The organism is Streptomyces sp. DSM 40868, assembly GCF_011820545.1.
GTDB classification, from domain to species: Bacteria; Actinomycetota; Actinomycetes; order Streptomycetales; family Streptomycetaceae; genus Streptomyces; species Streptomyces eurythermus.
In genome coordinates this window covers 4,074,468-4,100,129 of the sequence record NZ_CP050504.1, presented here as the reverse complement: position 1 = coordinate 4,100,129, position 25,662 = coordinate 4,074,468, and the positions used below count along the sequence as shown (strand labels likewise).

The window sequence follows — 25,662 nt, the reverse complement described above, 5'->3', positions numbered from 1 at the left end:
AGAGACGGCCACCGGCCCAGTGCGCGGACCGGCCACCGTCTTCCCGACAGGGTTACGGATCAGGGCAGTTGGGGCGCTACCACCCATTCACCCCGCCGCATGACGCCCTTCAGCACGAAGTCCGCGTCCAGCAGGACCAGGTCCGCGTCCTTGCCGGGCTCCAGCGAGCCGATCCGGTCGTCCAGGCCGAGCAGGCGCGCCGGGTTGGCCGACAGCGCGGTCACCACGTCCTCCACCGGCAGCTTGTCGACGGTCACCGCACGCCGGAACGCCCGGTCCAGGGTGAGCGTGGAGCCCGCGATCGAGCCGCCCTCGACCAGCCGGGCCACGCCGTCGCTGACCTCGACCTCCAGCGGGCCGAGCAGATAGCGGCCGTCGGCGCTGCCGGCCGCGTCCATCGCGTCGGTGATGAACGCGACCCGGCCCGCGCCCGCGTGCCGGAACGCCAGTTCCAGGGCCGCCGGGTGCAGATGGACGCCGTCGTTGATCAGCTCGACGGTGACCCGCTCGTCCTCGAGCAGCGCGGCGATCGGGCCGGGCGCGCGGTGGCCCAGCGCGGGCATGGCGTTGAAGAGGTGAGTGGCGACGGTGGCGCCCGCGTCGATGGCCTCGGCCGTCTGCTCGTAGCTGGCGTCCGTGTGCCCGACCGCCGCGATCACCCCGTGCTCGGCGAGCAGCCGCACCGAGTCGATGCCGCCGGGCAGTTCGGTGGCGAGCGTGACCATCTTCGCGTGGCCGCGCGCCGCGTCGATCAGCTTGCGGACCTCGGCCGGGTCCGGGTCGCGCAGCAGCGACTCGGAGTGCGCGCCCTTGCGGCACGGCGAGATGAACGGGCCCTCGAAGTGGATGCCCGCGATCTCGCCCTGCTCGGCCAGCTCGCTCAGCAGCCCGGCCTGGCGGACCAGCAGGTCCATCTCGTCGGTGACGGTGGAGGCGACCAGCGTGGTGGTGCCGTGCAGCCGGTGGGTGCGCACGGCCGTCATGGCCTGCTCCGCCGTACCGGCGAAGGACGCGCCGCCGCCGCCGTGGTTGTGGATGTCCACGAAGCCGGGGACCAGCCAGTGCCCGGAGACGTCGACGACCTCGGCGCCGGCCGGGGCCGAGGCGGCGATGCGGGTGCCGTCGATCGCCAGCCGGCCGTTCTCCACGGTCCCGGTGGGCAGCACCACGTGCGCGCCGGTGAGCACCTGCGGCGTCGTCGTGGCGGAGCGCGCAGTTCCCCGCGCCCCTCTCGGGGCGCCGTCCGGGGCCGGAGTTTCCCGCTCGGTTGCCATCAGGTGCTTACCTCCGGAGTCGTAGGAGTGATCGTCAGCAGATCGCGGGCCAGCAGCCCGGCGCCCAGGCAGCCGGCGCTGTCGCCGAGGGCGGCGGGGACGAGGGCGGGTGCCTTCTGGAAGGTGATCCGGCGCCGGACGGCCTCCCGCAGCGGCCGGAACAACACTTCCCCCGCCTCGGCCAGCCCGCCACCGATGATCAGCGTGCGCGGGTCCAGCAGGGTGACGGCGGTGAGCAGTCCGTCGGCGAGCGCGTCCACCGCCTCCTGCCAGACCCGGACGGCGTTCGGGTCACCGGACGCGACGGCCCGCGCGCAGTCCGCGGCGTCCGCGTCCGGGTCGCCGCAGGCAGCCGCCCAGGCCGCGCCGACGGCGGCGGCGGAGGCGTACCGCTCCAGGCAGCCGCGCTGCCCGCAGGGGCAGTCGGTGCCGCCGGGCCGTACGACGATGTGGCCGATCTCGCCCGCGAAGCCGTGCGCGCCGGACTCCACCCGCCCGCCGATGCCGATCGCGCCGGCGATCCCGGTGCCCAGTGCCAGGAACAGGAACCGGTCCGTGCCCCGGCCCGCGCCGATCCGGCCCTCGGCGAGGCCGCCGGTGCGCACGTCGTGGCCGAGGGCGACCGGCATCCCGAGCCGGTCGGCGAGGAGCGAGCGCAGGGGTACGTCCCGCCAGCCGAGGTTGGCGGAGTAGACGGCGGTGCCGTCCGCCTCGTCGACGATGCCGGGGACGGCGATGCCGGCCGCGCCGGCCGGTTCGCCGTACTCCTTCACGCCGTGGGCGCGCAGCTCGGTGGCGAAGTCGAGGATGCCCGCCACGACCGCCTCGGGGCCGCCTTCCCGGCCGGTGGAGCGGCGGGCGCGGTGCAGCAGCGTGCCGTCGGCGCCGACGAGGGCGGCCTTGATCCCGGTACCGCCCACGTCCAGGGCGATGACATGTCTCACCACGGGGCTAGTGTGACCCTCCCACCCGCGAGAGGTCTAGTCCACTCACGTGGTGTAGACCTTATGTGTCCATATGTTGAACGGTCAGACGGCAGGGTTGGGGCTTTGAGAGTGCGTCGGGGTACGGCAGGAACGATCGCGGTGGTGTCCGCACTGGGCATGGCGGCGGTCCTCGGCGGCTGCGGGAGCACGGGGTCCTCCGACGTCACGCTCAGACTGGTGGCCGCCGACTACGGCGACTCGCGGGCCCACAGCTCCAAGAAGTACTGGGACGACCTCGTCAAGGACTACGAGTCCACGCACCCGGACGTGAAGGTCGAGGTCAGCGTCTACTCCTGGAACGACGTCGACCGCAAGGTCAAGGAGATGGTCGACGCCGGGAACGCCCCCGACCTGGCCCAGATCGGCGCCTACGCCGACTACGCCGCCGCCGGCAAGCTCTACCCGGCCTCCGAACTGCTCTCCATCCGCACCCAGGCCAACTTCCTCTCCCAGCTCTCCGACGCCGGCCAGTGGAAGTTCACGCAGTACGGCATCCCGTTCGCCGCCTCCACCCGCGTGCTCTTCTACAACAAGACCCTGTTCACCAAGGCCGGCATCACCCCGCCCACCACCTGGGCCGAGCTGGCCGCCGACGCCGCGGCGCTCAAGGACAAGGGCGTGAAGTACCCCTTCGCGCTGCCGCTCGGCCCGGAGGAGGCGCAGGCCGAGACCATGCAGTGGCTGCTCGCCGGCGGCAACGGCGGCAGCGGCTACACCGATGACATCGGCACCTACACCATCGACTCCGCCACCAACGTCTCCACCTTCACCTGGCTCAAGGACGACCTGGTCGGCAAGGGGCTCACCGGTCCGGTCGCCCCGGGCAAGCTCAACCGCGCCGATGCCTTCGCCGCCTTCGCCGACGGCCAGGTCGGCATGCTCAACGGCCACCCCACGCTGATCCAGCAGGCCGCCGCGAAGGGCGTGAAGTTCGGCACCGTGCCGATGCCGGGCCGCACCGGCAAGGCCAGGGCCTCCATGGGCGTCACCGACTGGATGATGGCCTTCAAGAACGGGCACCGCGACCAGGTCGGCGACTTCCTCGACTTCGTCTACAACGACAAGAACGTCCTCGACTTCTCCCGCACCTACGGGCTGCTGCCGGTCACCAGCTCCGCCTCCAACGCCATGAGCGCGTCGAACGATGCGACCGACAAGTCCCTGCGCCCCTTCCTGGAAGAGCTGCCCAGCACCGAGCTGTACCCGGTCGGCAAGACCTCCTGGGCGGCGGTCAGCGCGGCCGTGAAGCAGAACATCGGCCAGGCCGTCACCCCGAACGGCAGCCCCAACGGCGTGCTGACCCGGATCCAGGCGACGGCCACGGCGGCCGACAGCACCACCGCGAACTGAGCACCGCCGCCCCGCCGGCCGCTACGGTGGCCGGCATGGAACTGGGCAGCCGCGAAAAAGCCATCCTCGCGCTGGAGCGCCGGGCCTTTCCCGGGCCCGGCGCGAAGGAACGCGCCATCCGCGAGGAACTGGACCTCTCCCCGGTCCGCTACTACCAGCTGCTCAACGCCCTCCTGGACGACGAGCGCGCCCTGGCCCACGATCCGGTCACGGTCAACCGCCTGCGCCGGATCCGGGAGGCCCGGCGGGCGGAGCGCTGACCCGGGCCCCCGCTCAGGCGTGAGCTTCGGCTCAGGCGTGAGCCCCGCCCGCGCCGGATACTGTCGCGGTATGGATCCTCTGCCCACCCCGCAGACCCAGTCCGGCCGCGACGGGCTCGCCGCGCTGCTCGCTCGGCCCCGCACCGCGCTGATCGGCCTGGACTTCGACGGCACCCTCGCCCCCATCGTCGCCGACCCCGAGCAGGCCCGCGCCCACCCCGGCGCCGTCCCCGCGCTGGCCGCCCTCGCCCCCGGGATCGCCTCCGTCGCCGTGATCACCGGCCGCCCGCCCGAGGTCGCCGTCCGCTACGGCGGCTTCGCCGGCGTCCCCGGCCTGGAGCACCTCACCGTCCTCGGCCACTACGGCGCCGAACGCTGGGACGCGGCCACCGGCACCGTCACCGCACCGCCCCCGCACCCCGGCGTGGCCGCCGCCCGCGCCGAACTGCCCCGCCTGCTGGAGCGGGCCGGCACCGGCGAGGGCATCTGGATCGAGGAGAAGGGCCGGGCGCTCGCGGTGCACACCCGCCGGGCCGCCGACCCCCAAGGCGCCTTCGAGTCGCTGCGCGCCCCCCTCGCCGGCCTCGCCGCCCGGCACGCACTGATCGTCGAGCCCGGCCGCCTGGTGCTGGAGCTGCGCCCGCCCGGCATGGACAAGGGCGTGGCCCTCCTCGACCACGCCCGTGCCGTCGGCGCCGGCTGTGTCGTCTACGCCGGCGACGACCTCGGCGACCTGCCCGCCTTCGCCGCCGTCGACACCCTCCGCGCCGAGGGCGTCCCCGGCCTGCTGGTGTGCAGCGGCAGCACGGAGGTCACCGAACTGGCCAAACGGGCCGACCTGGTGGTGGACGGCCCGGAGGGGGTCGTGGGACTGCTGCGGGCGCTCGCCGCTCAGCTCGGCTGAGCGGTCCGGGCCTGGAGGCTTAGCTCGGCTGAGCGGTCAGGGCCTCGAGCTGGTCCAGGAACCAGCGGGCGGGCGGCAGCGCGGTCGCGGCGGCGGCCAGCCGCTTGGAGCGGGCCGCCCGCTCCTCCGCCGGCAGGGTCAGCGCCTCGTGCAGCGCCCGCGCCGTGCCCGTGATGTCGTACGGGTTGACCGTGAAGGCGTCCTCGCCCAGCTCCTCGTGCGCCCCGGCCTCCCGGGACAGCACCAGCGCACAGCCCTCGTCGGAGACCACCGGGATCTCCTTGGCGACCAGGTTCATGCCGTCCCGGATGGGGTTCACCAGCGCCACGTCGGCCATCCGGTAGGCGGCCAGGGAGCGCGCGAAGTCGTCCTTCACGTGCAGCACCACCGGGGTCCAGCCCGGCGTGCCGTACCGCTCGTTGATCCGGTCCGCGACCCGCCGCACCTCGGCGGTGTAGTCGCGGTACACGGCGAGGTCCTGGCGGGAGGGGTAGGCGAACGCCACGTGGACGACCCGCTCCCGCCACTCGGGGTGGTCGGTGAGCAGCTGCTCGTACGCCAGCAGCCCGCGCACGATGTTCTTGGACAGCTCGGTGCGGTCCACCCGGACGATCGTCCGGCGGCCCTCGCCGATCTCCTCGCGCAGCGCCGCCATTCGCTCGGCCACGTCATCCCGGTGCGCCCGCTCGCGCAGGAAGTCCCCGTCGGCGCCCAGCCCGTGCACCCCGATGTCCGTGCCGGAGGGGATGCCGGGGCCCAGTACCTGGTGGCAGCAGGCGGTGAAGGCGTCCGCCCAGCGCCGGGTGAGGAACCCGGCCCGGTCCGCGCCCAGGATGCCGCCGAGCAGCTCGGCCGCGATGTCGTCGGGCAGCAGCCGGAAGTAGTCCGGCGGGGCCCACGGGGTGTGCGAGAAGTGGCCGATGCGCAGGTCGGGCCGCAGCCGGCGGAGCATCCGGGGGGCCAGCGCCAGGTGGTAGTCCTGGATCAGCACCGCCGCGCCCTCGCCCGCCTCCTCGGCCAGCGCCTCGGCGAACGCCTGGTTGTAGGCCCGGTACGAGGCCCACTGGCGGCGGAAGTCCGCGTCGAACACCGGTTCCAGCGGTGTCTGGTACAGCAGGTGGTGGACGAACCAGAGCACCGAGTTGGCGATGCCGTTGTACGCCTCGGCGTGCACGGACGCGTCGATGTCGAGCATCCGCACCCGCTGCCCGCCGGTCTCCTCCACCGGCAGCAGCCCGCCGTCGGCCCGCCGGACCGCCGCCCGGTCGCCGTCGCCCAGCGCGGCGCACACCCACACCGAGTCCGCGTCCGGCCCGATGGCGGACAGTCCCGAGACCAGCCCGCCGCCGCCCCGCCGGGCGCCGAGCGAACCGTCCTCGCGTAGCTGGTAGGAGACCGGGCCGCGGTTGGAGGCGACCAGGACCCGAGCGTTGCCGACAGCAGTGCGCGTGGAAGCCATACGCCTCAACCTAGCCCGGCCCGTAAACCCTCAAACGTGCGATCCACCTGCGAAGCAGGCCGTGTACGCACCGTTCACGCCACCTTCCGCTCCGCGTACTCCGCGACCTCCACCATGGGCGGACGCTCCTCGGTGTCCACCGAGTAGGTACGCGGCTCGAAACCGTCCTCGCCCCGCTCGAACTGGGTCAGCGCCGGCCGCACCAGATGCCCCCGGGCCAGCCGGAGCTGGGCCGTGCGGTAGATCGCGGCGGCCATCCGGCCGAGGGCCTGGCCGTCCTGGTGGCGGTGCTTGCGCACCCCCACGTCGACCTGGGCCAGCGCGTCCAGGCCGACCAGGTGCAGCGCGTCCACCAGCATGCCCAGCTCCACGCCGTACCCCACCGGGAACGGCAGCTGCTCCAGCAGCGAGCGGCGGGCCGCGTACTCGCCGCCCAGCGGCTGCACGAACCCGGCCAGCTGCGGCCAGTGCATGTTCAGCAGCGGCCGGGCCATCAGCTCGGTGACCCGCCCGCCCTGCCCGGCGGAGCCCGCGAGCGGACGGTCGTACATCGCCTTGACCAGGTCCACGTCGGGGTCGGTGAGCAGCGGCCCGACGATGCCGAGCACGAAGTCGGAGGAGAACTCCCGCAGATCCGCGTCGACGAAGCAGATGATGTCCCCGCCGGTCACCAGCAGCGAGCGCCACAGCACCTCGCCCTTGCCGGGGACGGCCGGGATGCGGGGCAGGATCTCGTCGCGGTGGACGACCCGGGCGCCGGCCCGCGCGGCGACCTCGGAGGTGCGGTCGGTGGAGCCGGAGTCGACGACGACGATCTCGTCGACGAGCGGGATCTGCTCCACGAGGTCGTGGCGGATGACGGTGACGATGTCGCCGACCGTCTCCTCCTCGTTGAGGGCGGGCAGTACGACGCTGATCGTCTGGCCCGTGCGCTGCTTGGCGGCCAGCACCTGGTGCGGCGGACGGTCGGCCACGGACCAGGAGCGGCGGCTCAGCCAGCGCTCGACTTCTTCCAGCACGGTCGGCGGCTCCTCACTGTCACCACCACACGTCGCCGTGTGATGCATCTCGCGGTTCGGACGACTATCTCAACTGTCCTGGCCTTCGGTTACAGTCTTGAACAACGCCGATGACCATCGCATGTCGGGTGGTCAAGCGGCGTTGACAACCACATACAGCTCATCCAGAGGGGCAGAGGGACACGGCCCGATGAAGCCCCGGCAACCCTCCAGCCGATTCTCGTCTTCTTCCGAGCGAGGCTCCCGGCTAGGGAAGGTGCCAAATCCGTCTCACGGCGAGATGCGTCGTGAGGAAGATGAGGAGAAAGGGCCTCGCCTCACATGGCTGTGCAGACAGTTGCCACCTCCAGCGACTCCACCGTGGACCTCGGTCCCGCAGCGGCCCTCAGCTGTCGCGAATGCGGCCACCGGGTCCCCCTCGGACCGGTCTTCGCCTGCGAGGAGTGCTTCGGCCCGCTGGAGATCGCCTACGACTTCTCCGCCTACGACACCGAGGAACTGCGGCGGCGCATCGAGGCCGGCCCCGCCAGCATCTGGCGCTACGCCCCGCTGCTGCCGGTCCCGGCCGACGTCGCCGAAAAGCCCAATCTCAACCCCGGCTGGACCAAGCTCGTCAAGGCCGACAACCTCGCCCGCGAACTGGGCGTGACCGGCGGCCTGTACGTCAAGGACGACTCCGGCAACCCGACCCACTCCTTCAAGGACCGGGTCGTCGCCCAGGCCCTGGAGGCCGCCCGCGCCTTCGGCTTCACCACCCTGTCCTGCTCCTCCACCGGCAACCTCGCCGGTGCCGTCGGCGCCGCCGCCGCCCGGGCCGGCTTCCGCTCCTGCGTGTTCATCCCGCACGACCTGGAGCAGGGCAAGGTCGTCATGGCCGCGGTCTACGGCGGTGAACTCGTCGGCATCGAGGGCAACTACGACGACGTGAACCGCTTCTGCTCCGAGCTGATCGGCGACCCGGCCGGCGAGGGCTGGGGCTTCGTCAACGTCAACCTGCGGCCGTACTACGCCGAGGGCTCCAAGACGCTGGCGTACGAGATCTGCGAGCAGCTCGGCTGGCGGCTGCCCGACCAGATCGTCATCCCGATCGCCTCCGGCTCCCAGCTCACGAAGATCGACAAGGGGCTCCAGGAGCTGATCAAGCTCGGGCTGGTCGAGGACCGGCCGTACAAGATCTTCGGCGCCCAGGCCGAGGGCTGCTCCCCGGTCTCCACCGCCTTCAAGGCCGGCCACGACGTCGTACGGCCGCAGAAGCCGGACACCATCGCCAAGTCCCTGGCGATCGGCAACCCGGCCGACGGTCCCTACGTCCTGGACGTCGCCCGCCGCACCGGCGGTGCCGTGGAGGACGTCACGGACCCGGAGATCGTCGACGCCATCCGGCTGCTGGCGCGCACCGAGGGCATCTTCGCGGAGACGGCGGGCGGCGTGACCGTCGGCGTGACCCGCAAGCTGCTCGAGGCGGGCGTGCTGGACCCGGCGAAGACCACGGTCGTCCTCAACACCGGCGACGGCCTGAAGACCCTGGACGCGGTGGCCGGCACCGGCCTGACCGCCACCATCCGCCCGACCCTGGACTCCTTCCGAGAGGCTGGCCTCGCATGAGCGTGACCGTTCGCATCCCCACCATCCTGCGCACCTACACCGGCGGCCGGGCCGAGGTCCCGGCCGAGGGCGGCACGCTCGGCGAGGTCATCGCGGACCTGGAGAAGAACCACACGGGGATCGCCGCCCGCGTCCTGGACGACCAGGGCAAGCTGCGCCGGTTCGTCAACGTGTACGTGAACGACGACGACGTGCGCTTCGAGCAGGGCCTGGACACCGCGACCCCCGACGGCGCCGGGATCTCGATCATCCCCGCGGTCGCCGGCGGCTGACCCTTTACCGACGGTAGGCCCGGTCACTGACCGTCCACTCGATTGCCCCCTCCGTGAGAGAAACGGAGGGGGCAATTCTGTGTGATTGAACGCGGTAGAGTTGGGGAACACGGTCGCGATCGGGTGGTCGCGAGCCCGGGAAACATGCTGCGCGCCCGATAAGAAACAGCCAAGTTGTGCGGGTTCTGCGCGGCTTTTGTGGCTTTTATGGGGCCCGACTTGCCCTGACGTCGGGTGAATTCTCGCCATATTCCGGACCTCTGACGTCCAGATTTCTCGTCCGATTGACCTGTTGCAGACGGCAGTTGGACAGATACATTCGGCCGCGGTCGACGCGTTCCGGCGCACGCCCCCGACCAGTTGGGGGGTGAGGTCTGACCCGGGTCCGCGAAGTGTGGATCTGTGCAAGGGCCAGTAATAGGGGAGTTAGGCATGGCTCAGGGCACCGTCAAGTGGTTCAACGCGGAGAAGGGGTACGGCTTCATCGCGGTCGACGGTGGTGCGGACGTCTTCGTCCACTACAGCGCGATTCAGATGGACGGCTACCGCACCCTGGAAGAGGGCCAGCGGGTCGAGTTCGAGATCTCGCAGGGCCAGAAGGGTCCGCAGGCCGACATGGTTCGCGTCACCGCCTGAATGTTTTGTGTGAAGGGCCCGCACCTCGCAGAGGGTGCGGGCCCTTCGCCATGCCCGCCGCCGGGTCCCGGTTCCGGCGTTCGCGGGCGGCTGACGGGCACCTCCCCACCCGGCCGGGCGCTTGCACTCGACCATGCCGAGTGCTAATCATTGCGTTAGCACTCTGAAGGTGAGAGTGACAGTGAAGGACCGGGTCGGTGAGGCCCGCGGGCCGGGTGGGGCAAGGAACCACGAGGCCGGCGAGCCGTCCGTCGCGGGCGCGGGCGCGGTCCGAAGGAATCACCCCCAGTCCTGGAGGGACCACTTCACATGGCCAAGATCATCGCGTTCGACGAGGAGGCGCGGCGCGGCCTCGAGCGCGGCATGAACCAGCTCGCGGACGCCGTGAAGGTGACGCTCGGCCCCAAGGGCCGCAACGTCGTCCTCGAGAAGAAGTGGGGCGCGCCCACGATCACCAACGACGGTGTCTCCATCGCCAAGGAGATCGAGCTCGAGGACCCGTACGAGAAGATCGGCGCCGAGCTGGTCAAGGAAGTCGCCAAGAAGACGGACGACGTCGCCGGTGACGGTACGACCACCGCGACCGTGCTCGCCCAGGCCCTGGTCAAGGAGGGCCTGCGCAACGTCGCCGCCGGCGCCAACCCGATGGCTCTGAAGCGCGGTATCGAGAAGGCCGTCGAGGCCGTCTCCGCCGCCCTGCTGGAGCAGGCGAAGGACGTCGAGACCAAGGAGCAGATCGCCTCCACCGCGTCCATCTCCGCCGCCGACACCCAGATCGGCGAGCTGATCGCCGAGGCCATGGACAAGGTCGGCAAGGAAGGCGTCATCACCGTCGAGGAGTCCAACACCTTCGGTCTGGAGCTCGAGCTCACCGAGGGTATGCGCTTCGACAAGGGCTACATCTCCGCCTACTTCGCGACCGACATGGAGCGCATGGAGGCGGTGCTCGAGGACCCGTACATCCTCATCGCCAACTCCAAGATCTCCGCGGTCAAGGACCTGCTCCCGCTGCTGGAGAAGGTCATGCAGTCGGGCAAGCCGCTGCTGATCATCGCCGAGGACGTCGAGGGCGAGGCCCTGTCGACCCTGGTCGTCAACAAGATCCGCGGCACCTTCAAGTCCGTCGCCGTCAAGGCCCCGGGCTTCGGCGACCGCCGCAAGGCCATGCTCGGCGACATCGCCATCCTCACGGGCGGCGAGGTCATCTCCGAGGAGGTCGGCCTCAAGCTGGAGAACGCGACCCTGGACCTCCTGGGCCGCGCCCGCAAGGTCGTCATCACCAAGGACGAGACCACCATCGTCGACGGTGCCGGCTCCTCCGAGCAGGTCAACGGCCGGGTCAACCAGATCCGCGCCGAGATCGAGAACAGCGACTCCGACTACGACCGCGAGAAGCTCCAGGAGCGCCTGGCCAAGCTCGCGGGCGGCGTGGCCGTCATCAAGGCCGGTGCCGCCACCGAGGTGGAGCTCAAGGAGCGCAAGCACCGCATCGAGGACGCCGTCCGCAACGCGAAGGCCGCCGTCGAGGAGGGCATCGTCGCCGGTGGTGGCGTGGCCCTGCTGCAGGCCTCCCAGGTCTTCGAGAAGCTGGAGCTGGAGGGTGACGAGGCGACCGGCGCCAACGCCGTGCGCATCGCCCTGGAGGCCCCGCTGAAGCAGATCGCCGTGAACGCCGGCCTCGAGGGCGGTGTCGTGGTGGAGAAGGTGCGCAACCTGACCCCGGGCCACGGCCTGAACGCCGCGACCGGCGAGTACGTCGACCTGGTCGCCGAGGGCATCATCGACCCGGCGAAGGTGACGCGTTCCGCGCTGCAGAACGCCGCGTCGATCGCCGCGCTGTTCCTCACCACCGAGGCCGTCATCGCCGACAAGCCGGAGAAGGCCGCGGCCCCGGCCGGCGGCGGCATGCCGGGCGGTGACATGGACTTCTGATCGACCTGAGGGTTGATCACCTGTCCTGCGAACGAGGGCGGTACTCCTGGCTTCCCGGCCGGGGTACCGCCCTCGGGCGTTTCCGGGGTTGTCACGGTTGCCGTGGGGCCGCCCGCTTCTCGGTGAGTGTCGTGCTTCCGTGAGCTGAGTCAAGGGCGCGTTCCGCGTCGGCTGTGCCGATGGCCCTTCGGGCCACCCTTGACACACCTCACTCCAGCACGGGGGAGAAGCGAGCGGGCGGCCCGGGGGAAAGTGGCCGGCTCGGGTTCTTCGGCCCCTGGGGTGGGCTGCGTTCGCATCGTGGGTCGGGGGATGCGCGCTCGCGTCCGACCTGCACGCCGGGTGGTCGGCGGCTTGCGGCCCGGTGGGTGGTGTGTGGTGGCGCCGGAGTTGCTGGGTGGGTGGGTTGTTTTGGAATGTTTGTCCATAACTAGCCCCCTTGGCTCCCTGCCCGAAGGGTCCCCACCGGGCCGCAGGCCGCCAAGCCGGCCCGGCGTGCCGGCGAGGTGCTGTTGCGCTCCCCTGCCTACGGGAGGGTGCAGCCCACCTATGGGCCCGGTGCCGGGGTGGGTCAAGGGTGGGCCGAAGGCGACGCGTAGCGCCCTTGAGGCGGCCCGTGGAAGCACGACACTGGCGGAGAAGCGAGCGGCCCGACGGCCACTGGAAAGCTCCGCCGCGCGTACGGAAGGCCGCCCACCGAAGAGGGGGCGGCCTTTCGGAGAACAGGCGACGTTCAGGGTTTGACGCGCAGCGCGGTGAAGCGGGGCCAGGCAACCTTGGCCGCCTTGTCCGCCTCGTTGCGTACCGCCAGGGACACGCCCCCACTGGTACGCGCCGGGTCGAGTTGCTTCGTGGCGCGGGCCACCACCGCGTGACCGCCGTCCACGGTGATACGGACGCCGCCGGGGGAGACCTCCAGGTCCAGCCGGTGTGTCGCCGCCGGGGTGAGTTTGCCGGTCGTGACGCGCGCCGTGCCGTCGGCCGGCCGCTCGGTCACCCGCAGCCCCGCCTCCGAGACGGTGACCGTGACCGGCACCAGGCTGCCGTGCCCGACCTCCACCGACGCGCTGGTCTTGGTCCCGCTCAGCCCGGCGACGGTCGCGCTCACCTGGTAGGTGTTCCAGTCCGCCGTACCCATCGGCAGGTGGACGGCCGACACGTACGTGCCGTTCGCCACCCCCTTGCCGGTCAGCGCCGCCAGGCCGGTGCCCGAGGGGCTGCCCGGGAACCGCCACTGCTCGGGGTTGCGCAGCGGCTCGGGGATCTCGGCCGGCGAGCGGGTGACCCACTCGTTCAGTTGCTTCACGAAGGTGTCGGTGGACGTCGCCCGCATCACCTCCAGGCGCTGCACCTGTCGGACGGCGGCCGCGCGCGGCCCGGCCGGCAGGGGGCGCGAGGAGACGTTGGTCAGCGACGCGGCGAACCGCTCCCGCAGCAGCCGTTCCAGCACGGAGGTGTTGCGGGCGGCGAGGTTGGTCGGCCCGGCGGTCTCCGAGAACGGGTAGGCGAACAGCCGGGGCGCCGGCAGGTGGTGGTCGGAGAACGCCCGCAGCGACTTGTCCAGGTCGGTGCGCACCCGGGTGCGGTACTCCTCCTCGGTCTCCAGCCGTTTCTCCTTCGCCAGCCAGAGCCGGTTCGCGAGCACCGACCCCTGGTGTCCGGCGGCGTCGATCGCCGCCCGCTCGTGGCTGAGGTGGGTGTGGTCCTGGAAGTCCCAGCGCCCGGACGCCTTCATCAGGTCGATCTCGGCCCAGGACAGGTAGTACGGGCGGTGGGTGCCGACGGCGCCGGTGATCAGGAAGGATGCCGCGCGCATCTTGTGCTTGGCGAGGACCTGGTCGGCGTGCGCCCACAGGCCCCGGGTGCCGTCGTCGAAGGTGAGGTAGACGGTGTGCGGCGCCGGTGTCTTGCCCGTGGTCAGGTAGCGGGTGAACTCCTCGGTGGTCAGGGAGCGGTAGCCCGCCGCCTCCAGCTTGGCGAGCTGGGTGTCCAACTGCTGCGGGGTGAGGGTGTATTCGTTGGTGGGTTCGGGGTTGATGTCGTGGTACGCGAGCACGATCGGCGCGCTCGCGCGGGCCTTGACGATCTCCCCGGGCAGCGCGTCCGGCTCGACGCGGGGCGCGGCGGCCTGCGCGGACACCGCGCGCCGGGCGCTGTCGTAGCTCCACGCGCCGAGGAACGGCGTCACCACCACCATGGCGGCGAGGGCACCGAGCGCACTGCGCACGGCGGGGCCGGGCAGCCGGCGGCCCGTCCCGCGGCCGGTGGCGGTCGTACGGGAGTCGCTGCGCGGGCTCATCGGGAGCCTCCCCGGGTGAGGACCACGTAGTAGAGGGCGAGCACGGCGGCGGCGGAGAGTACGGCGACGGTCAGCCGGAACAGGTAGCCGATGCCCTTGCGGACCCGGCCTCGCCGGGGCGGGTGCGGGGTTGACGGGCTTGCGGTGATGCTCATGCGGGAGTCCTCGTCCAGATTCCACGGCGGAGGGTGAGAGCGGCGTACGGCAGCAGCCACGCCAGGACACAGCAGGACAGCAGGCTCATCAGGGGCCGGTAGCGCCAGCGCCTGTCGCCCGGGTTGTCGAACCGGAACGCCAGACCCCAGATGCTGCCCTTGAGCAGCATCCCGGCCACGTAGAGCGCGGTGAGCCCGGCCGCCCAGTGCAGCGGGGCCCACACCAGGTGCAGGAAGACCAGGGCGGGGGCGGCCAGCACCCACAGGGCGTGGCCGTAGTAGAGCAGGGCCGGGACCGGCCCCCGGCGCCACATGAAGCCGCCGGTGAAGAACAGGTTGCGGATGAAGCTCTTCTTCCAGCGGACCTGCTGGTGGATGAAGGGGCGCCAGTGGGCGGGCACGTTGGTCCACACCCGGGCGGACTTGGTGTAGCCCACCAGCCAGCGCCGCTCGGGGTGGTCCTGTCCGGCGATGAACGGCGAGCCGGCGTGCCGTTGTTTGAGGGCGCGTCCGCGCCAGGCCTGGCCGAGCACGTACCCGGTCAGCTGCCGGTCGGTGGCGAACCGGAACGGGGCGCCCGCGAACCGGTCCTCCGCCCAGGCGGGCAGGTAGTTGTAGACGGCCTCGCGCCGGAACGCGGCCAGCGGACCGGAGACGCAGGTGACCGCCCCGTACGCGGCCTCGGCCGCCTTGGCGATCCGGAACTGTCCCTCGTACCAGACGTCCTGGACGCGGGTCAGGGTGCTCTGGTGCGGGTTGAGGGCGCGGCAGTGCCCGCTGACCGCGCCCAGGTCGGGATGGCGGACCATGGCCCGTACGCACTGCCGGATCGCGTCCGGGGCGAGGACGCAGTCGGAGTCGGTGAACATCAGGATGTCGCCGTCGGCCAGCGCGCAGGCGCGGACCAGGGCGGCCTTCTTGCCGATGTTGCGGTCCAGCCGGATGACCGTGATGCCGAGTTCGTCCGCGAGGCCGTCGAGGACCGCGCCGGTGCCGTCCCGGGAGCCGTCGTCGACGACGATGATCTGGAGGTCGGGGTAGTCGGAGGCGGCCATGGAGCGGACGCAGGCCTCGACGTTGCCGACCTCGTCCTTGACCGCGAGCAGAAAGCTGACCCTGGGCCGTTCCGGCAGCGCCGGGAACGTCTCGTGGCCCGGCGCCCGGCGGCGCAGGGTGCGCACCGCCGGGTCGTCGTACTGGGTGTAGGCGAGGTAGAGCAGTCCGGCGGTGCCGGTCAGCACGGCCAGGCCGTAGCAGGTGATCAGGCTGGGCTCGTACGGCAGCCGGACCGAGCGCCGGGCGATCAGCAGCAGCACCGGCACCAGCGCGATCAGGCCGAGCAGCCGTACCAGGGCGGCCCGTTCGCGCGGGTTCATCGTCTCCAGTGCCCCGCCCAGGCGGGCCCGCAGCCGGCGGCGGAGGGGGGAACCGGCCGCGGCGGACGCCGTAGGCAGGGAGTCGAGTGCGGCGCTCACCGGACCGCGGCGGGGGTAGCGGGCCGGATGCGGTGCCGGGTGTCCAGCACCCGCGGCACCGTGTCCAGCCAGCCGAGGTCGGTGCCGGGGTGCACGGTGTGCACGATCACCAGGTCCCAGGGCTCCTCGTGCGGGTCCGCCACGGACCGCAGCTCCCGGCCCTCCACGGTCAGGCGCGGCACGTGGCAGTCGCTGTAGCGGGCGTCGGCGCCCTGCTCGGCGAGCAGGGCGAGCAGCCGCAGCGCCGGGCTCTCCCGCATGTCGGACACGCCCGGCTTGTAGGCGGCCCCGAGGACCAGGACGCGGGCGCCGTCGAGCGGGCGGCCGTCGGCGCGCAGCCGTTCGGCGGCCTGCGCGGCGATCTGCGCGGGGCGCTCGCGCAGGGCGGTCATCGCGGTGCTCAGCACCGGGGCGGACGGCCCGCCGGGCGGCAGCTGGTGCAGCAGGTAGTACGGGTCGCAGGGGATGCAGTGGCCGCCGGCCCCGGGGCCCGGGTAGAACGGCATGAAGCCGTACGGCTTGGTGGCGGCGGCGTCGATGACCTCGACGGGCGCGAGGCCGAGGTGCGCGCAGGCCTCCGACAGTTCGTTGGCGAGGGCGATGTTGACCGCGCGGAAGATGTTCTCCCAGAGCTTGGCCATCTCGGCGGTCTCCGGGCCGGACACCTGGTGGATGCGCGAGGCGGTGGCCCGCAGCACGAAGGCGGCGGCCCGGGAGCTGACCGGTCCGGCGCCGCCGACGATCCGCGGGGTGGTCTCCGGGGTGTGGCGTTCGTTGCCCGGGTCGATGCGCTCGGGGGCGAAGGCGACGAGGACGTCCTGCTCGGCCGTCAGGCCGCGGGCGGCGAGCGGGGCCAGCAGCAGGTCCCGGGTGGTGCCGACGTGGCTGGTGGAGGTCAGCACGATCAGCTGGCCCGGTACGGCCCGCTCGACCACGGTGGCGCAGGCGGCGCGCAGGGCGCGCAGGTTGGGCCGGTAGTCCTCGGTGATCGGGGTCGGTACGCAGACGATGACGGCGTCCGCGCGGGGCAGGGTGTCGACGTCCGTGGTGAGCAGGAAGTCACCGGTGTTCTGGGTGCAGGCCAGGGCGGCGTGCTGGGCCGGGAGCAGGTCCACGCTGCCGGTGCGGATGTCCGCCAGCCGCTGTTCGCTGATGTCGATGCCGAGGACGGTGGCGCCGGCGTCCAGCAGGCCGAGGGCGGTGGGCAGGCCGACGTAACCGAGGCCGACGACCGCGACGGTCAGTCCTTGCAGGGGGGTGGGGGTGTGCTCGCCGGCCGCGTCGAGGCGGTCGGTCCACCGCGTGACGCCGGGGCCGGCGACGGGCGCCCAGGTCACTCCGCTGCTCGCGTTGTGTTGCGTAATAGTCACGCTGTGTTATTTAAGGCTCGTAGCTCGATCTTCCGGGCGGCGCGACAGGGAAGTGCGGGCAATTCACCCGGTTGTCGGCGGACGGGTCGTATGGCGGGGTTCACACGGGCGTGTGGAGCGGTCCGGGAATGAGGCCCCGGGGTTCCCGCATTACTTAAGAAGCTGCAACAATGCAGCCGCACATACCAGCTGGTCGCCCCTGGTAGCTAGGAGCCCCCCATGACCGCCTTCGCGCCCGCCGCCTCCCGCGCGGCCCGCGTCCTGTCCCGCCCCCTCCGGCTGAACGGCCTCACCGTCCCGAACCGCATCGTGATGGCGCCGATGACCCGCAAGTTCTCCCCGGGCGGCATCCCCGGCGCGGACGTGCGCTCGTACTACGCCCGCCGTGCCGCCGCGGGCGTCGGCCTCATCGTCACCGAGGGCACCTACGTGGGCCACGAGTCGGCCGGCGAGAGCGGCCGCGTCCCGCTGTTCCACGGCGAGGAGCAGCTGGCGGGCTGGGCGAAGGTCGCCGAGGAGGTGCACGCGGCCGGCGGCGCCATCGTCCCGCAGTTGTGGCACATCGGCATGGTCCGCAAGCCGGGCCAGCGGCCCTACCCGGACGCCCCCGCCATCGGCCCCTCCGGCCTGGTCACCGCGGGCGCGGAGCCCACCGGTGTGACGATGACGCAGAAGGACATCGACGACGTCATCGCCGCCTTCGCGCGGGCCGCGGCCGACGCCGAGCGCATCGGCTTCGACGGCGTGGAGATCCACGGCGCCCACGGCTATCTGCTGGACCAGTTCCTGTGGGCGGGCACCAACCGCCGTACCGACGCCTACGGCGGCGACGCGGTGGCCCGCACCCGGTTCGCGGCCGAGGTCGTCGCCGCGGTCCGCGAGGCGGTCTCCCCCGAGTTCCCGGTGATCTTCCGCTACTCCCAGTGGAAGCAGCAGGACTACACCGCCCGCCTCGCCGAGACCCCCGGCGAGCTGGAGGCCGTCCTCACCCCGCTCGCCGAGGCCGGTGTCGACGTCTTCCACGCCTCCACCCGCCGGTACTGGCAGCCCGAGTTCGACGGCTCCGATCTGAACCTGGCCGGCTGGACCAAGAAGCTCACCGGCAAGCAGGTCATCACGGTCGGCTCGGTCGGCCTCGACGGCGACTTCATCAACGCCTTCCAGGGCGAGAGTTCCTCGGTCAAGAGCATCGACAACCTCCTGGACCGTCTGGAGGCCGACGAGTTCGACCTGGTGGCCATCGGCCGTGCGCTGCTCCAGGACCCCGAGTGGGCGGCCAAGGTCCTCACCGACCGCTTCGACGAGCTGAAGTCCTACGACGCGTCGGCCCTCGCCACCCTGAGCTGAGCCGGACCGTCGTTACAGATTGCCCAGCGGCTCGATCCCGACCCGCACCGGCGTCCCCCACACCCGCAGCACCTCGTAGTCGGTGAACTCGTGGACGAGCCGGTACGCCATCGCGGGCCGGGAGCCGCGCCGCTGGGCCGCGAGATATGCCTCCGCCTCGCGCCGGTCCCGGCGGGGCGTGCCGCACAGCTGCCACTCCTGCCCGTTCCACAGTTCCGGCAGCCACCGCTGCTGGGCCTGCGGGCGGTCCCCGCGCACGCCGTACCGGGAGGGCGCGGCGGGGGCGGGCTCCGGGCGCGGCCGGGTGCCCTGGTACTCCGAGCGGCGCGCGGCCCGGCGCCGGGTCTCGCACAGCAGGCACAGATCGGGGGCGCTCTCGTCCACCGGGCCCTGTGGATGCTCGGGACACCGGGTGGCGGGCGCCCCTGTGGTCACGCTGTCCTCCAGCAGGTCCAGGGCGCGCCGCAGGTCGTCCTTGATCTCGTGCAGCCGGGCGTCCGGCGTGTCGGCGGTCAGGGCCTCGCCGTGCTCCCCGAGCAGCCGGAGAGCCCGTCCGAGGGCGGTGAGCTGGGCGTGGTTCATATCGGTCGGTCGCCTCCTCCCCTCCATGGTGCCCTGGCCCGCGGCCCGGGCGCGGGCCGTGGTGGAGTGGGCGCCATGACGACGCGCCGTGCGGGCCGCCTGCCGGAGGCCCTCCATCGCTTCAACGCGGCCCACCCCTGGGACCACAACGCCCACTACCACCCCTGGCTGCTGAGGCAGTTGCCCCGCCGCTTCGGCACCGCGCTGGACGTCGGCTGCGGCAGCGGGGAGCTGGCGCGGCTGCTCGCCCGGCGTGCCCGGGAGGTGCACGCCGTCGACTCCGACGTCGAAATCCTGGCCCGGGCCCGGGAGTCGACGCCCGGCGGCGCACCCGTCGCCTACCGCGTCGCCGACGCCTCCCGGCAACTCCCCGACGGGCCCTACGACGTGATCACCTGCGTCGCCGTGCTCCACCACCTCCCCCTCGCCGAAACCCTGACCCGCCTGCGGGACCGGCTCGCGCCCGGCGGCACGCTCGTCGTCATCGGCTGTGCGCGGGCGTCGGACCCGCTGGACCACGCGCTCGGGCTCGTCGCCGTACCGCTCAACGCGCTGACGGGCTGGGCGAAGAACCGCGGCCGGCCGGCCCCGCGCCGGCCCCTGTCCATGACGGCCGCCACCCGGGACCCGCGGGAGACCTACGCCGAGATCTCCCGCACGGCCCGCCACCTCCTGCCCGGCGCCCGGCTGCGACGCCGCCTGTTCTGGCGCTACACGCTGGTGTGGCGGGCACCCTCGGACGGACGGCCCTCAGCCCGGTGACCCACAGGCCGGCGACTCTCAGGCCGTCGGCCTTCGGCCCGGTGGCCCTCAGCTCGGTGGCCTTCGGTCCGGTGGCTCTCAGCCGGTGACGATCAGCCCGGTGGCCTCCGGTCCGGTGGTCTTCGGTCCGGTGGCTCTCAGGCTGGTGGCTCTCAGTCGGTGCCCCTCGGCCCGGCGGCCATCGGTCCGGCGGTCTTCGGCTCGGTGGCCTTCGGCCTGGTGGCCCTTGGCCTGGTGGTCTTCGGTCTGGTGGTCTTCGGCCCGGCGGCCATCGGTCTGGTGGTCTTCGGTCCGGTGGCTCTCAGGTTGGCGGCTCTCAGTCGGTGCCCCTCGGCCCGGCGGCCATCGGTCTGGTGGTCTTCGGCTCGGTGGCCTTCGGCCTGGTGGCCCTTGGCCTGGTGGTCTTCGGTCCGGTGGCTCTCAGGCTGGTGGCTCTCAGTCGGTGACGATCAGCCCGGTGGCCTCCGGTCCGGTGGCTCTCAGGCTGGTGGCTCTCAGTCGGTGCCCCTCGGCCCGGCGGCCATCGGTCCGGTGGCCTTCGGCCTGGTGGCCCTTGGCCCGGTGGCCTTCGGTCCGGTGGCCCTCGGCTTGGCGGCCCTCGGCTTGGCGGCCCTCGGCTTGGCGGCCCTCGGCTTGGCGGCCCTCGGCTTGGCGGCCTTCGGCCTGGTGGCCCTCGGCCTGGTGGCCCTCGGCCTGGTGGCCCTCGGCCGGTGGTCTCGAGGCCGGAAGTGGGTCAGTCGGACGCGTGGGCCAGGGCGGCGCGCAGGTGGCCGCCCGATTCCTCCAGCAGACGCGCGGCCGTGGGGCCGTCGACGTCGGCGAGCAGGGCCAGGATCGCGTGCTTCACCTCGCCGCCGGTCTCCGTGAGGGCCCGGTCGATCTCGGCGTCCCCGGCGCCCGTGGCCAGGGCGACGATCCGGTGCGAGCGGGCCCGGAGCTTGGCGTTGGAGGCGCGCACGTCGACCATCAGGTTCCCGTACGTCTTGCCGAGCCGGATCATCGTGATCGTCGACAGCATGTTCAGCACCAGCTTCTGGGCCGTGCCCGCCTTCAGCCGGGTGGAACCGGTGATCAGCTCCGGACCGACGACCACCTCGATACGGTGCTCGGCGGCGGCCCCCAGCGCGCTGTGCTCGTTGCAGGCCAGGCCGACGGTCAGCGCGCCGAGAGCGCGGGCGTGCTCGACGGCGCCGACGGCGTACGGGGTGCGGCCGGAGGCGGAGACACCCACCACACTGTCGTCCGGGGTGATCTTCAGCGCGTCCAGGTCCCGGCGGGCCAGCTCGGCGGAGTCCTCCGCGCCCTCCACGGAGGTGACCATCGCCGCGGGCCCGCCCGCGATCAAACCCACGACCTGGTCCGGGTCGGTGTTGAAGGTGGGCGGGCACTCCGAGGCGTCCAGTACGCCCAGCCGCCCGGCGGTGCCGGCCCCGGCGTAGACGAGCCGGCCGCCGCGGGCCATGCGCTCGGCAACGGCGTCGACGGCGGCGGCGATCCGCGGCAGCTGCCCGGCCACGGCGCCGGGCACGCCCGCGTCCTCGCCGTTCATCAGCCGGGCGATCTCGAGGGTGGGCAACTGATCGATGCCGGCCAGCTCGGGCCGGAAGGCCTCGGTGGTCAGGGAGGCCAGCTGACTGCGCAGGTCGTGAGAGGTCATAAGGGGGGTGGCTCTCTCCGGTACGGGGACGTGCTGTCCCTACGGTCTATCGCGAAGCGCTCCGGTGCCGGTGCGCCAGCGCCTCGTAGGACGCGGCCAGCGCCGGTGCCGCCGTCTCGTACGTCCGCTGCGCCACCCCGACGAACAGACAGTCCACCACCAGCAACTGACTGGTCCGGGAGGACATCGCGGCGGGCCGCAGCTCCGTCTCCCGCGAGGTCGACGTGGTCAGCACGAGATCGGCGTACTGGGTGACCGGCGCGTCCGGCCGCCCGGTGACGGCCACCGTCGTCGCCCCGTGCTCGAAGGCGACCCGCAGCGGCTCGATGACATCCCCCGTCGTCCCGGAATGCGTGATCGCGATCGCCACATCGCCCGAACGGAGCTGCACCGCGTTGGTCACCGCCAGATGCGGATCGCTGTGCGCCTGGGCTATGAGGCCTATCCGCAGCAGCTTCTGGGTGAGGTCCTGGGCGACCAGCCCGGACGCCCCCACGCCGTACACATCGGTGCGCCGGGCCGCGACCAGCGCGGTGACGGCCGCGCCGAGCTGCCCGGTGTCGAGTCCGGCGGCCGTGTCGGCGAGGGTCTGCTGCTCCTCGTAGGCCAGCTTGGCGACGACGTCGTCCAGGGAGTCGTCCACCGCGATGTCGGTGGTGATCGCGGGCGCGCGGCCGGACTGCTGCTGGGCGGCGAGTCCGGCCAGGGCGAGCCGCAGGTCCCGGTAGCCGGGGTAGCCCAGCAGCCGGGCGGTGCGCACGACGGTGGCCTCGCTGGTGCCGGTGAGTTCGGCGAGGCCGGTGACCGTGAGGGCGGCACAGCCGGCCGGGTCGTTGGCGACGGCCTCGGCGACCCGCTGCATGGACCGGGTCATGGAGGGGGCGAGCGTGCGCACCTTCGCGGCGAGGGAGCCGACCGGACTGCCGAAAATTTCCTTCACGTCCTGGGTCACACGTGAAAGATATTTTCGGTTCGGTGTCCCGGTCAAGAGTGCGCACAATGGGTGCATGGACCCCATCAGCCCCCTGGAACAGGCGTTGCACGCGGCCCGCGCCCTGGTGCTCGCGGACCTGGTCGCGCGCGAGGTCGCCGAGGCGGACGTGGTCTCGCTGGTGGAGGAGTCCATCGCCCAGCGGCGCTGGTGGGTCGAGCAGTGGCCGGACGGCGCCGCCTTCGTCGCCGGGCTGGTCGCCCAGGACGTGCAGGACGCCCTGCTGGAGCGGTACGGCCGCTGGCCGCTGTGCCCGGTGTGCGGCTCCGGCGACCCGCACGCGCTGGACGTGGAACCCGAACTGGGCCCCGACCCGCACTGGGTGTGCCACAAGGCGGGCGTGAAGGTCGCGTCGGTGGGCTCGCTGGGCTCGGCCACCGGCGGAACGGTCTCGTCGTGACCCTGTACGTCGACCCGCCCGCCTGGCCCGGTCACGGCCGCCTGTGGTCGCACCTGGTCAGCGACGCCTCGTACGACGAACTGCACGCCTTCGCCGCCCGGTTGGGCCTGCCCCGGCGGGCCTTCGACGGCGACCACTACGACCTCCCGGAGCGCCGGTACGCGGACGCGGTGGCGGCCGGGGCGGTGGAGGTCAGCAGCCGGGAAGTGGTCCGGCTGCTGCGGGAGTCGGGGCTGCGCCGGCCCAAGGGCCCGGCTCAGCGGCGCAACTCGTAGGCCAGCCCTTCCTCGTCCTCGCTCACCTTGGTGAAACCGGCGCGGGTGACGACCGCCTGGGAGGCGGTGTTGGCGGGCTCGATGGTCGCGAACAGGGTCCGGACCTCCTCGCGGGCCAGCGCCCACTCGGCCAGCGCGCGCAGTGCCTCCGTGGCGTAGCCGTTGCCGCGGGCGGACTCCGCGAGGTCGTAGCCGATCTCCACCCGGCCCTCCTCGTCCGGGGCGGAGTGGAAGCCCATGCCGCCGATGGCGCGGCCGTCCGCCCGGCGGACCAGCGTGAAGACCCCGAACTCCGGCCGGTGTACGCCCGTCCGGTACGCCTTGAGCATGAAGCCGGCGGCCTCGCGCGTGCCCTCGTACGGGCCTCCGTCGACCCACTCGAACCCGCCGTCGCCGCCCAGGGACAGGTCCTCGGCGACGGCCGGGCGGATGCCGACGAGGTCGAGGCGCTCGGAGGGGATGACCAGGTTGTTGCGCCAGCGCCACTCGGTGACCGGGGCGCGGCCGGGCAGTTCGCCGCGGCCGGTGGCCCACAGCAGGGTCGGCCAGGGCTCGGGGCCCGGCTGGACGTGCGGGAAGAGCCAGGCCAGTACGGATTCGGCGAGGTCCGCGGAGGGCTCGTAGGGCAGGCCGAAGCCCTGGGTCATGTCATGGGTGTGCAGCAGCACCTCGGCGATGCCCATCGCGGCGAAGCCCGCGCGGTCGGCGCTGCCGTACGGGTAGTTGTGGTAGGCGCGCACCCCGGGCGGGGCGGTGTCGACGGCCGCCGCCAGCAGGCCGCCGGTGGCCTTGATCACCTGGAGCAGGCCCGCGTTGCCGGTGCCCTCGTCGGGGGTCAGCAGGAAGGGGACGTAGTCGTCCTGGGCGCGTGCGACCAGGTTGGAGGCGTAGGCCACCAGGTCGTCGGCGACGTGCACGGCCGTGGTGCGGCAGTCCCACTCCAGTCTCCCGGCCGGGACGGCCGTCCAGTCGCGGTCCACCGCCGGGCGCAGGGCCGCGAGGCAGCCCGCGACGGCCTCGGTCACGTCATCGCCGTTCATCGATCGCATGGGCGCACCCTAGGCGGCCCGCTTCCCTCAGGTCGACAGCATTTCCAGTTCGGAGGAGAGGTTGTAGCGGGCGGTGGCCTCCCAGTGCTCCCGGCCGTAGGGGGTGTGGAACAGGCGCGGCAGGCCGAGGAGTTGGCGCAGAACCGCCGAACGCCCGTCCCGGAAGGCGTCGTTGGGCACGAAGTGGTACTCCTCGCGGACCCCGGCGGTGTAGACGGCGTACGCGGACGGGGGCGCGGCCAGGATCGCGAGGTCGGCGTCGCACAGCACCTGGCCGTCGGGGTCGTCGGCGGCCGGGTCGTGGCCGACGGTGAGCCGGACCAGCCGGGCCACCTCGGCCGTCTTCGCGTCCGGCAGGCCGGCCTCCGGCAGGGCGCGCTCGGCCAGCCGCGCGGACCGCTCCTCGTTCTCGGACCGCTCCGGGAGGTAGACGGCGTCGTGGAACCAGGCGGCCAGCCGGACCACGTCCGGGTCGGCCGCGTACCGCTCCAGGGTGTCGACGTGGTCGAGTACGGCGGTGAGGTGCGCCACGGTGTGGTAGTGGCGCTGCGGCTCCTGCCAGCGGGCCAGCAGGTTGTCGGCGTACGGGGCGGGGTCGGGGCCGCCGCCGGGGGCGCGGGCGGCCTCCAGGGCGCGGGTGAAGCGGAGTCGCAGGGCGTCGAGGTCGGCCATGCCCCCATTCTTCCGCGCCGGTCTTGGAACGCCGCCTCCCGCGTGCCCGCCGCCTCTCGCGTGCCCGCCGCCTCCTGCGTGCCGGTGGTCCGCCGGCCGTCCCGTCCGTACGGCCGTCCCGTTCGTACCGCTGGCCCCCGTTCGTACGGCTGGCGCCGGGGGACGGGCATACTCTTGAATTGGACTAGACCTGTAGTCGCCCGACGAATGCCGATGAATGGGGTGCCATGAGCAAGCGTGCAGTCCTGGAGGTGATCGCCCTCGACCTCGAGGACGCGGTCGCCGCCCAGGCCGGAGGCGCGGACCGGCTGGAGCTGGTCACCGAGATGGCGGCCGACGGGCTCACCCCCGCGCCCGCCACCGTCGCCGCGATCCGCGCCGCCGTCGACATCGACCTGCGCGTGATGCTCCGCATCGCGGACGGCTTCGCGGCCGGCGACCTGGACCGGCTGGTCGGCCTGGCCGGCGAGCTGCGGGAGGCCGGCGCCGACCAGTTCGTGCTCGGGTTCCTCGCCGAGGACGGCGGCGCCGACCTCGCCGCCGTGGAGCGGGTCGTCGACGCGCTCGACGGCTGCCCGTGGACCTTCCACCGGGCGATCGACCGGGCCGCCGACCGGGACGCCCTGCGCAAGCAGCTCGCCGACCTGCCCGGCCTGGACACCTACCTCACCGCGGGCGCCGCCTCCGGCGTGGACGACGGCCTGCCCACGCTGCTCGCCGAGGCGGCGCAGGGCGGCGGCCCGGGCTACGAGCAGCAGATCATGGTCGGCGGCGGGCTGCGCCTCGACCATGTGGCCCGGCTCCGCGAGGGCGGGATCGACGCGTTCCACATCGGCGGCGCGGCCCGCCCCGCCGGCTGGCAGGGACCGGTCTCGGCGGAGGTGGTCGCCCAGTGGCGCACCGCCCTGGACGGGGACGCCGACTAGGTCCG

General features: G+C 72.7%; 25 protein-coding genes and 1 riboswitch. Of the genes, 12 read left to right on the top strand and 13 right to left on the bottom strand.

Going from position 1 to position 25,662, the window contains the following annotated elements; genetic code table 11:
- Window positions 1-59: 59 nt before the first annotated feature.
- Complete coding sequence (gene nagA, locus HB370_RS18490; protein ID WP_030779573.1) at window positions 60-1,187, bottom strand: N-acetylglucosamine-6-phosphate deacetylase; 1,128 nt, start codon at window positions 1,185-1,187, stop codon at window positions 60-62.
- An 86-nt stretch (window positions 1,188-1,273) separates the two neighbouring features.
- Complete coding sequence (locus tag HB370_RS18485) at window positions 1,274-2,218, bottom strand: ROK family protein (protein WP_208974526.1); 945 nt, start codon at window positions 2,216-2,218, stop codon at window positions 1,274-1,276.
- Window positions 2,219-2,359: 141 nt separating this feature from the next.
- On the opposite strand from HB370_RS18485, the gene HB370_RS18480 reads away from it, so the two are divergent.
- The 3 genes from HB370_RS18480 (at window position 2,360) to otsB (ending at window position 4,774) form a co-directional block, all read left to right on the top strand.
- A complete protein-coding gene (locus tag HB370_RS18480; RefSeq protein WP_030779568.1) occupies window positions 2,360-3,610 on the top strand; it encodes an extracellular solute-binding protein in 1,251 nt (416 codons plus the stop codon).
- Between the two features lie 35 nt (window positions 3,611-3,645).
- Complete coding sequence (locus HB370_RS18475) at window positions 3,646-3,870, top strand: DUF3263 domain-containing protein (RefSeq protein WP_030779566.1); 225 nt, start codon at window positions 3,646-3,648, stop codon at window positions 3,868-3,870.
- A 70-nt stretch (window positions 3,871-3,940) separates the two neighbouring features.
- Window positions 3,941-4,774 (top strand): trehalose-phosphatase, encoded by an 834-nt coding sequence (gene otsB, locus HB370_RS18470; RefSeq protein ID WP_030779564.1) that lies wholly within the window; start codon window positions 3,941-3,943, stop codon window positions 4,772-4,774.
- Between the two features lie 19 nt (window positions 4,775-4,793).
- On the opposite strand, the gene HB370_RS18465 is transcribed toward otsB, so the two are convergent.
- The gene (locus tag HB370_RS18465; protein WP_030779562.1) at window positions 4,794-6,233 is read right to left on the bottom strand and encodes a trehalose-6-phosphate synthase; all 1,440 of its coding nucleotides are present in this window, start codon (window positions 6,231-6,233) and stop codon (window positions 4,794-4,796) included.
- A gap of 74 nt (window positions 6,234-6,307) precedes the next feature.
- Window positions 6,308-7,252, bottom strand: coding sequence for a glucosyl-3-phosphoglycerate synthase (locus HB370_RS18460; RefSeq protein ID WP_030779559.1), 945 nt, complete (start codon window positions 7,250-7,252; stop codon window positions 6,308-6,310).
- A gap of 157 nt (window positions 7,253-7,409) precedes the next feature.
- Window positions 7,410-7,555, top strand: a riboswitch (SAM riboswitch).
- An 18-nt stretch (window positions 7,556-7,573) separates the two neighbouring features.
- Here HB370_RS18460 and thrC point away from each other — a divergent pair.
- From thrC to groL, 4 genes are all read left to right on the top strand, one after another.
- Window positions 7,574-8,857, top strand: coding sequence for a threonine synthase (gene thrC / locus HB370_RS18455; RefSeq protein WP_030779554.1), 1,284 nt, complete (start codon window positions 7,574-7,576; stop codon window positions 8,855-8,857).
- Window positions 8,854-9,129: a MoaD/ThiS family protein gene (locus HB370_RS18450; protein WP_030779552.1), complete on the top strand. Its 276-nt coding sequence runs from the start codon at window positions 8,854-8,856 to the stop codon at window positions 9,127-9,129. The genes thrC and HB370_RS18450 overlap by 4 nt, the downstream gene beginning before the upstream one ends.
- 432 nt (window positions 9,130-9,561) lie before the next feature.
- Entirely contained in the window at window positions 9,562-9,765 is a 204-nt protein-coding gene (locus HB370_RS18445; RefSeq protein WP_004986573.1) for a cold-shock protein, read from the top strand.
- Between the two features lie 309 nt (window positions 9,766-10,074).
- The gene (gene groL / locus HB370_RS18440; protein ID WP_030779546.1) at window positions 10,075-11,697 is read left to right on the top strand and encodes a chaperonin GroEL; all 1,623 of its coding nucleotides are present in this window, start codon (window positions 10,075-10,077) and stop codon (window positions 11,695-11,697) included.
- A 733-nt stretch (window positions 11,698-12,430) separates the two neighbouring features.
- Here groL and HB370_RS18435 read toward each other — a convergent pair.
- The 4 genes from HB370_RS18435 to HB370_RS18420 all read right to left on the bottom strand — a co-directional run bounded on the left by HB370_RS18435 (window position 12,431) and on the right by HB370_RS18420 (window position 16,996).
- On the bottom strand, window positions 12,431-13,996 hold the full coding sequence (locus tag HB370_RS18435) for a polysaccharide deacetylase family protein (protein WP_030779543.1): 1,566 nt from the start codon (window positions 13,994-13,996) through the stop codon (window positions 12,431-12,433).
- Window positions 13,993-14,151, bottom strand: a complete 159-nt coding sequence (locus tag HB370_RS18430; protein ID WP_157855549.1) for a hypothetical protein — start codon at window positions 14,149-14,151, stop codon at window positions 13,993-13,995. Before HB370_RS18430 ends, HB370_RS18435 begins: the two co-directional genes overlap by 4 nt.
- Window positions 14,148-15,560, bottom strand: coding sequence for a glycosyltransferase (locus HB370_RS18425; RefSeq protein ID WP_037701160.1), 1,413 nt, complete (start codon window positions 15,558-15,560; stop codon window positions 14,148-14,150). Before HB370_RS18425 ends, HB370_RS18430 begins: the two co-directional genes overlap by 4 nt.
- Before the next feature lie 62 nt (window positions 15,561-15,622).
- A complete protein-coding gene (locus HB370_RS18420; protein ID WP_244405555.1) occupies window positions 15,623-16,996 on the bottom strand; it encodes a nucleotide sugar dehydrogenase in 1,374 nt (457 codons plus the stop codon).
- 219 nt (window positions 16,997-17,215) lie between these two features.
- Between HB370_RS18420 and HB370_RS18415 the strand changes: the two genes are divergently transcribed.
- Window positions 17,216-18,343 carry an NADH:flavin oxidoreductase gene (locus HB370_RS18415; protein ID WP_030779534.1) on the top strand — a complete coding sequence of 376 codons (1,128 nt, stop codon included), beginning with the start codon at window positions 17,216-17,218 and terminating at the stop codon, window positions 18,341-18,343.
- A gap of 12 nt (window positions 18,344-18,355) precedes the next feature.
- Here the strand turns inward: HB370_RS18415 and HB370_RS18410 are convergent, their stop codons facing one another.
- On the bottom strand, window positions 18,356-18,925 hold the full coding sequence (locus HB370_RS18410; RefSeq protein ID WP_030779531.1) for a hypothetical protein: 570 nt from the start codon (window positions 18,923-18,925) through the stop codon (window positions 18,356-18,358).
- Window positions 18,926-19,000: 75 nt separating this feature from the next.
- Here HB370_RS18410 and HB370_RS18405 point away from each other — a divergent pair, with 75 nt between their 5' ends.
- Entirely contained in the window at window positions 19,001-19,687 is a 687-nt protein-coding gene (locus HB370_RS18405) for a class I SAM-dependent methyltransferase (RefSeq protein ID WP_030779527.1), read from the top strand.
- 733 nt (window positions 19,688-20,420) lie between these two features.
- On the opposite strand, the gene murQ is transcribed toward HB370_RS18405, so the two are convergent.
- Both murQ and HB370_RS18395 read right to left on the bottom strand, forming a co-directional pair.
- Window positions 20,421-21,344, bottom strand: a complete 924-nt coding sequence (gene murQ, locus HB370_RS18400; RefSeq protein ID WP_030779524.1) for an N-acetylmuramic acid 6-phosphate etherase — start codon at window positions 21,342-21,344, stop codon at window positions 20,421-20,423.
- Between the two features lie 46 nt (window positions 21,345-21,390).
- Complete coding sequence (locus HB370_RS18395; RefSeq protein WP_030779521.1) at window positions 21,391-22,296, bottom strand: MurR/RpiR family transcriptional regulator; 906 nt, start codon at window positions 22,294-22,296, stop codon at window positions 21,391-21,393.
- 55 nt (window positions 22,297-22,351) lie between these two features.
- Here HB370_RS18395 and HB370_RS18390 point away from each other — a divergent pair, with 55 nt between their 5' ends.
- Both HB370_RS18390 and HB370_RS18385 read left to right on the top strand, forming a co-directional pair.
- Window positions 22,352-22,735, top strand: coding sequence for a hypothetical protein (locus tag HB370_RS18390; protein WP_030779518.1), 384 nt, complete (start codon window positions 22,352-22,354; stop codon window positions 22,733-22,735).
- Window positions 22,732-23,010: a DUF4031 domain-containing protein gene (locus HB370_RS18385; protein ID WP_030779514.1), complete on the top strand. Its 279-nt coding sequence runs from the start codon at window positions 22,732-22,734 to the stop codon at window positions 23,008-23,010. The genes HB370_RS18390 and HB370_RS18385 overlap by 4 nt, the downstream gene beginning before the upstream one ends.
- On the opposite strand, the gene HB370_RS18380 is transcribed toward HB370_RS18385, so the two are convergent.
- Together HB370_RS18380 and HB370_RS18375 are read right to left on the bottom strand one after the other, a co-directional pair.
- Window positions 22,992-24,059 (bottom strand): GNAT family N-acetyltransferase, encoded by a 1,068-nt coding sequence (locus HB370_RS18380; RefSeq protein ID WP_030779511.1) that lies wholly within the window; start codon window positions 24,057-24,059, stop codon window positions 22,992-22,994. The genes HB370_RS18385 and HB370_RS18380 overlap by 19 nt on opposite strands.
- Window positions 24,060-24,086: 27 nt before the next feature.
- Window positions 24,087-24,731 (bottom strand): hypothetical protein, encoded by a 645-nt coding sequence (locus HB370_RS18375; protein ID WP_030779508.1) that lies wholly within the window; start codon window positions 24,729-24,731, stop codon window positions 24,087-24,089.
- A 227-nt stretch (window positions 24,732-24,958) separates the two neighbouring features.
- On the opposite strand from HB370_RS18375, the gene HB370_RS18370 reads away from it, so the two are divergent.
- Complete coding sequence (locus HB370_RS18370) at window positions 24,959-25,657, top strand: copper homeostasis protein CutC (protein ID WP_030779506.1); 699 nt, start codon at window positions 24,959-24,961, stop codon at window positions 25,655-25,657.
- Window positions 25,658-25,662: the final 5 nt, after the last annotated feature.

Bases quoted from the DNA above. Each gene is read 5' to 3' on its own strand.
- HB370_RS18475 (WP_030779566.1), top strand. From the start codon at position 3,646: ATGGAACTGGGCAGCCGCGAAAAAGCCATCCTCGCGCTGGAGCGCCGG.
- otsB (WP_030779564.1), top strand. From the start codon at position 3,941: ATGGATCCTCTGCCCACCCCGCAGACCCAGTCCGGCCGCGACGGGCTC.
- HB370_RS18465 (WP_030779562.1), bottom strand. From the start codon at position 6,233: ATGGCTTCCACGCGCACTGCTGTCGGCAACGCTCGGGTCCTGGTCGCC.
- thrC (WP_030779554.1), top strand. From the start codon at position 7,574: ATGGCTGTGCAGACAGTTGCCACCTCCAGCGACTCCACCGTGGACCTC.
- HB370_RS18450 (WP_030779552.1), top strand. From the start codon at position 8,854: ATGAGCGTGACCGTTCGCATCCCCACCATCCTGCGCACCTACACCGGC.
- HB370_RS18445 (WP_004986573.1), top strand. From the start codon at position 9,562: ATGGCTCAGGGCACCGTCAAGTGGTTCAACGCGGAGAAGGGGTACGGC.
- groL (WP_030779546.1), top strand. From the start codon at position 10,075: ATGGCCAAGATCATCGCGTTCGACGAGGAGGCGCGGCGCGGCCTCGAG.
- HB370_RS18435 (WP_030779543.1), bottom strand. From the start codon at position 13,996: ATGAGCCCGCGCAGCGACTCCCGTACGACCGCCACCGGCCGCGGGACG.
- HB370_RS18430 (WP_157855549.1), bottom strand. From the start codon at position 14,151: ATGAGCATCACCGCAAGCCCGTCAACCCCGCACCCGCCCCGGCGAGGC.
- HB370_RS18415 (WP_030779534.1), top strand. From the start codon at position 17,216: ATGACCGCCTTCGCGCCCGCCGCCTCCCGCGCGGCCCGCGTCCTGTCC.
- HB370_RS18410 (WP_030779531.1), bottom strand. From the start codon at position 18,925: ATGAACCACGCCCAGCTCACCGCCCTCGGACGGGCTCTCCGGCTGCTC.
- HB370_RS18405 (WP_030779527.1), top strand. From the start codon at position 19,001: ATGACGACGCGCCGTGCGGGCCGCCTGCCGGAGGCCCTCCATCGCTTC.
- murQ (WP_030779524.1), bottom strand. From the start codon at position 21,344: ATGACCTCTCACGACCTGCGCAGTCAGCTGGCCTCCCTGACCACCGAG.
- HB370_RS18390 (WP_030779518.1), top strand. From the start codon at position 22,352: ATGGACCCCATCAGCCCCCTGGAACAGGCGTTGCACGCGGCCCGCGCC.
- HB370_RS18380 (WP_030779511.1), bottom strand. From the start codon at position 24,059: ATGCGATCGATGAACGGCGATGACGTGACCGAGGCCGTCGCGGGCTGC.
- HB370_RS18375 (WP_030779508.1), bottom strand. From the start codon at position 24,731: ATGGCCGACCTCGACGCCCTGCGACTCCGCTTCACCCGCGCCCTGGAG.
- HB370_RS18370 (WP_030779506.1), top strand. From the start codon at position 24,959: ATGAGCAAGCGTGCAGTCCTGGAGGTGATCGCCCTCGACCTCGAGGAC.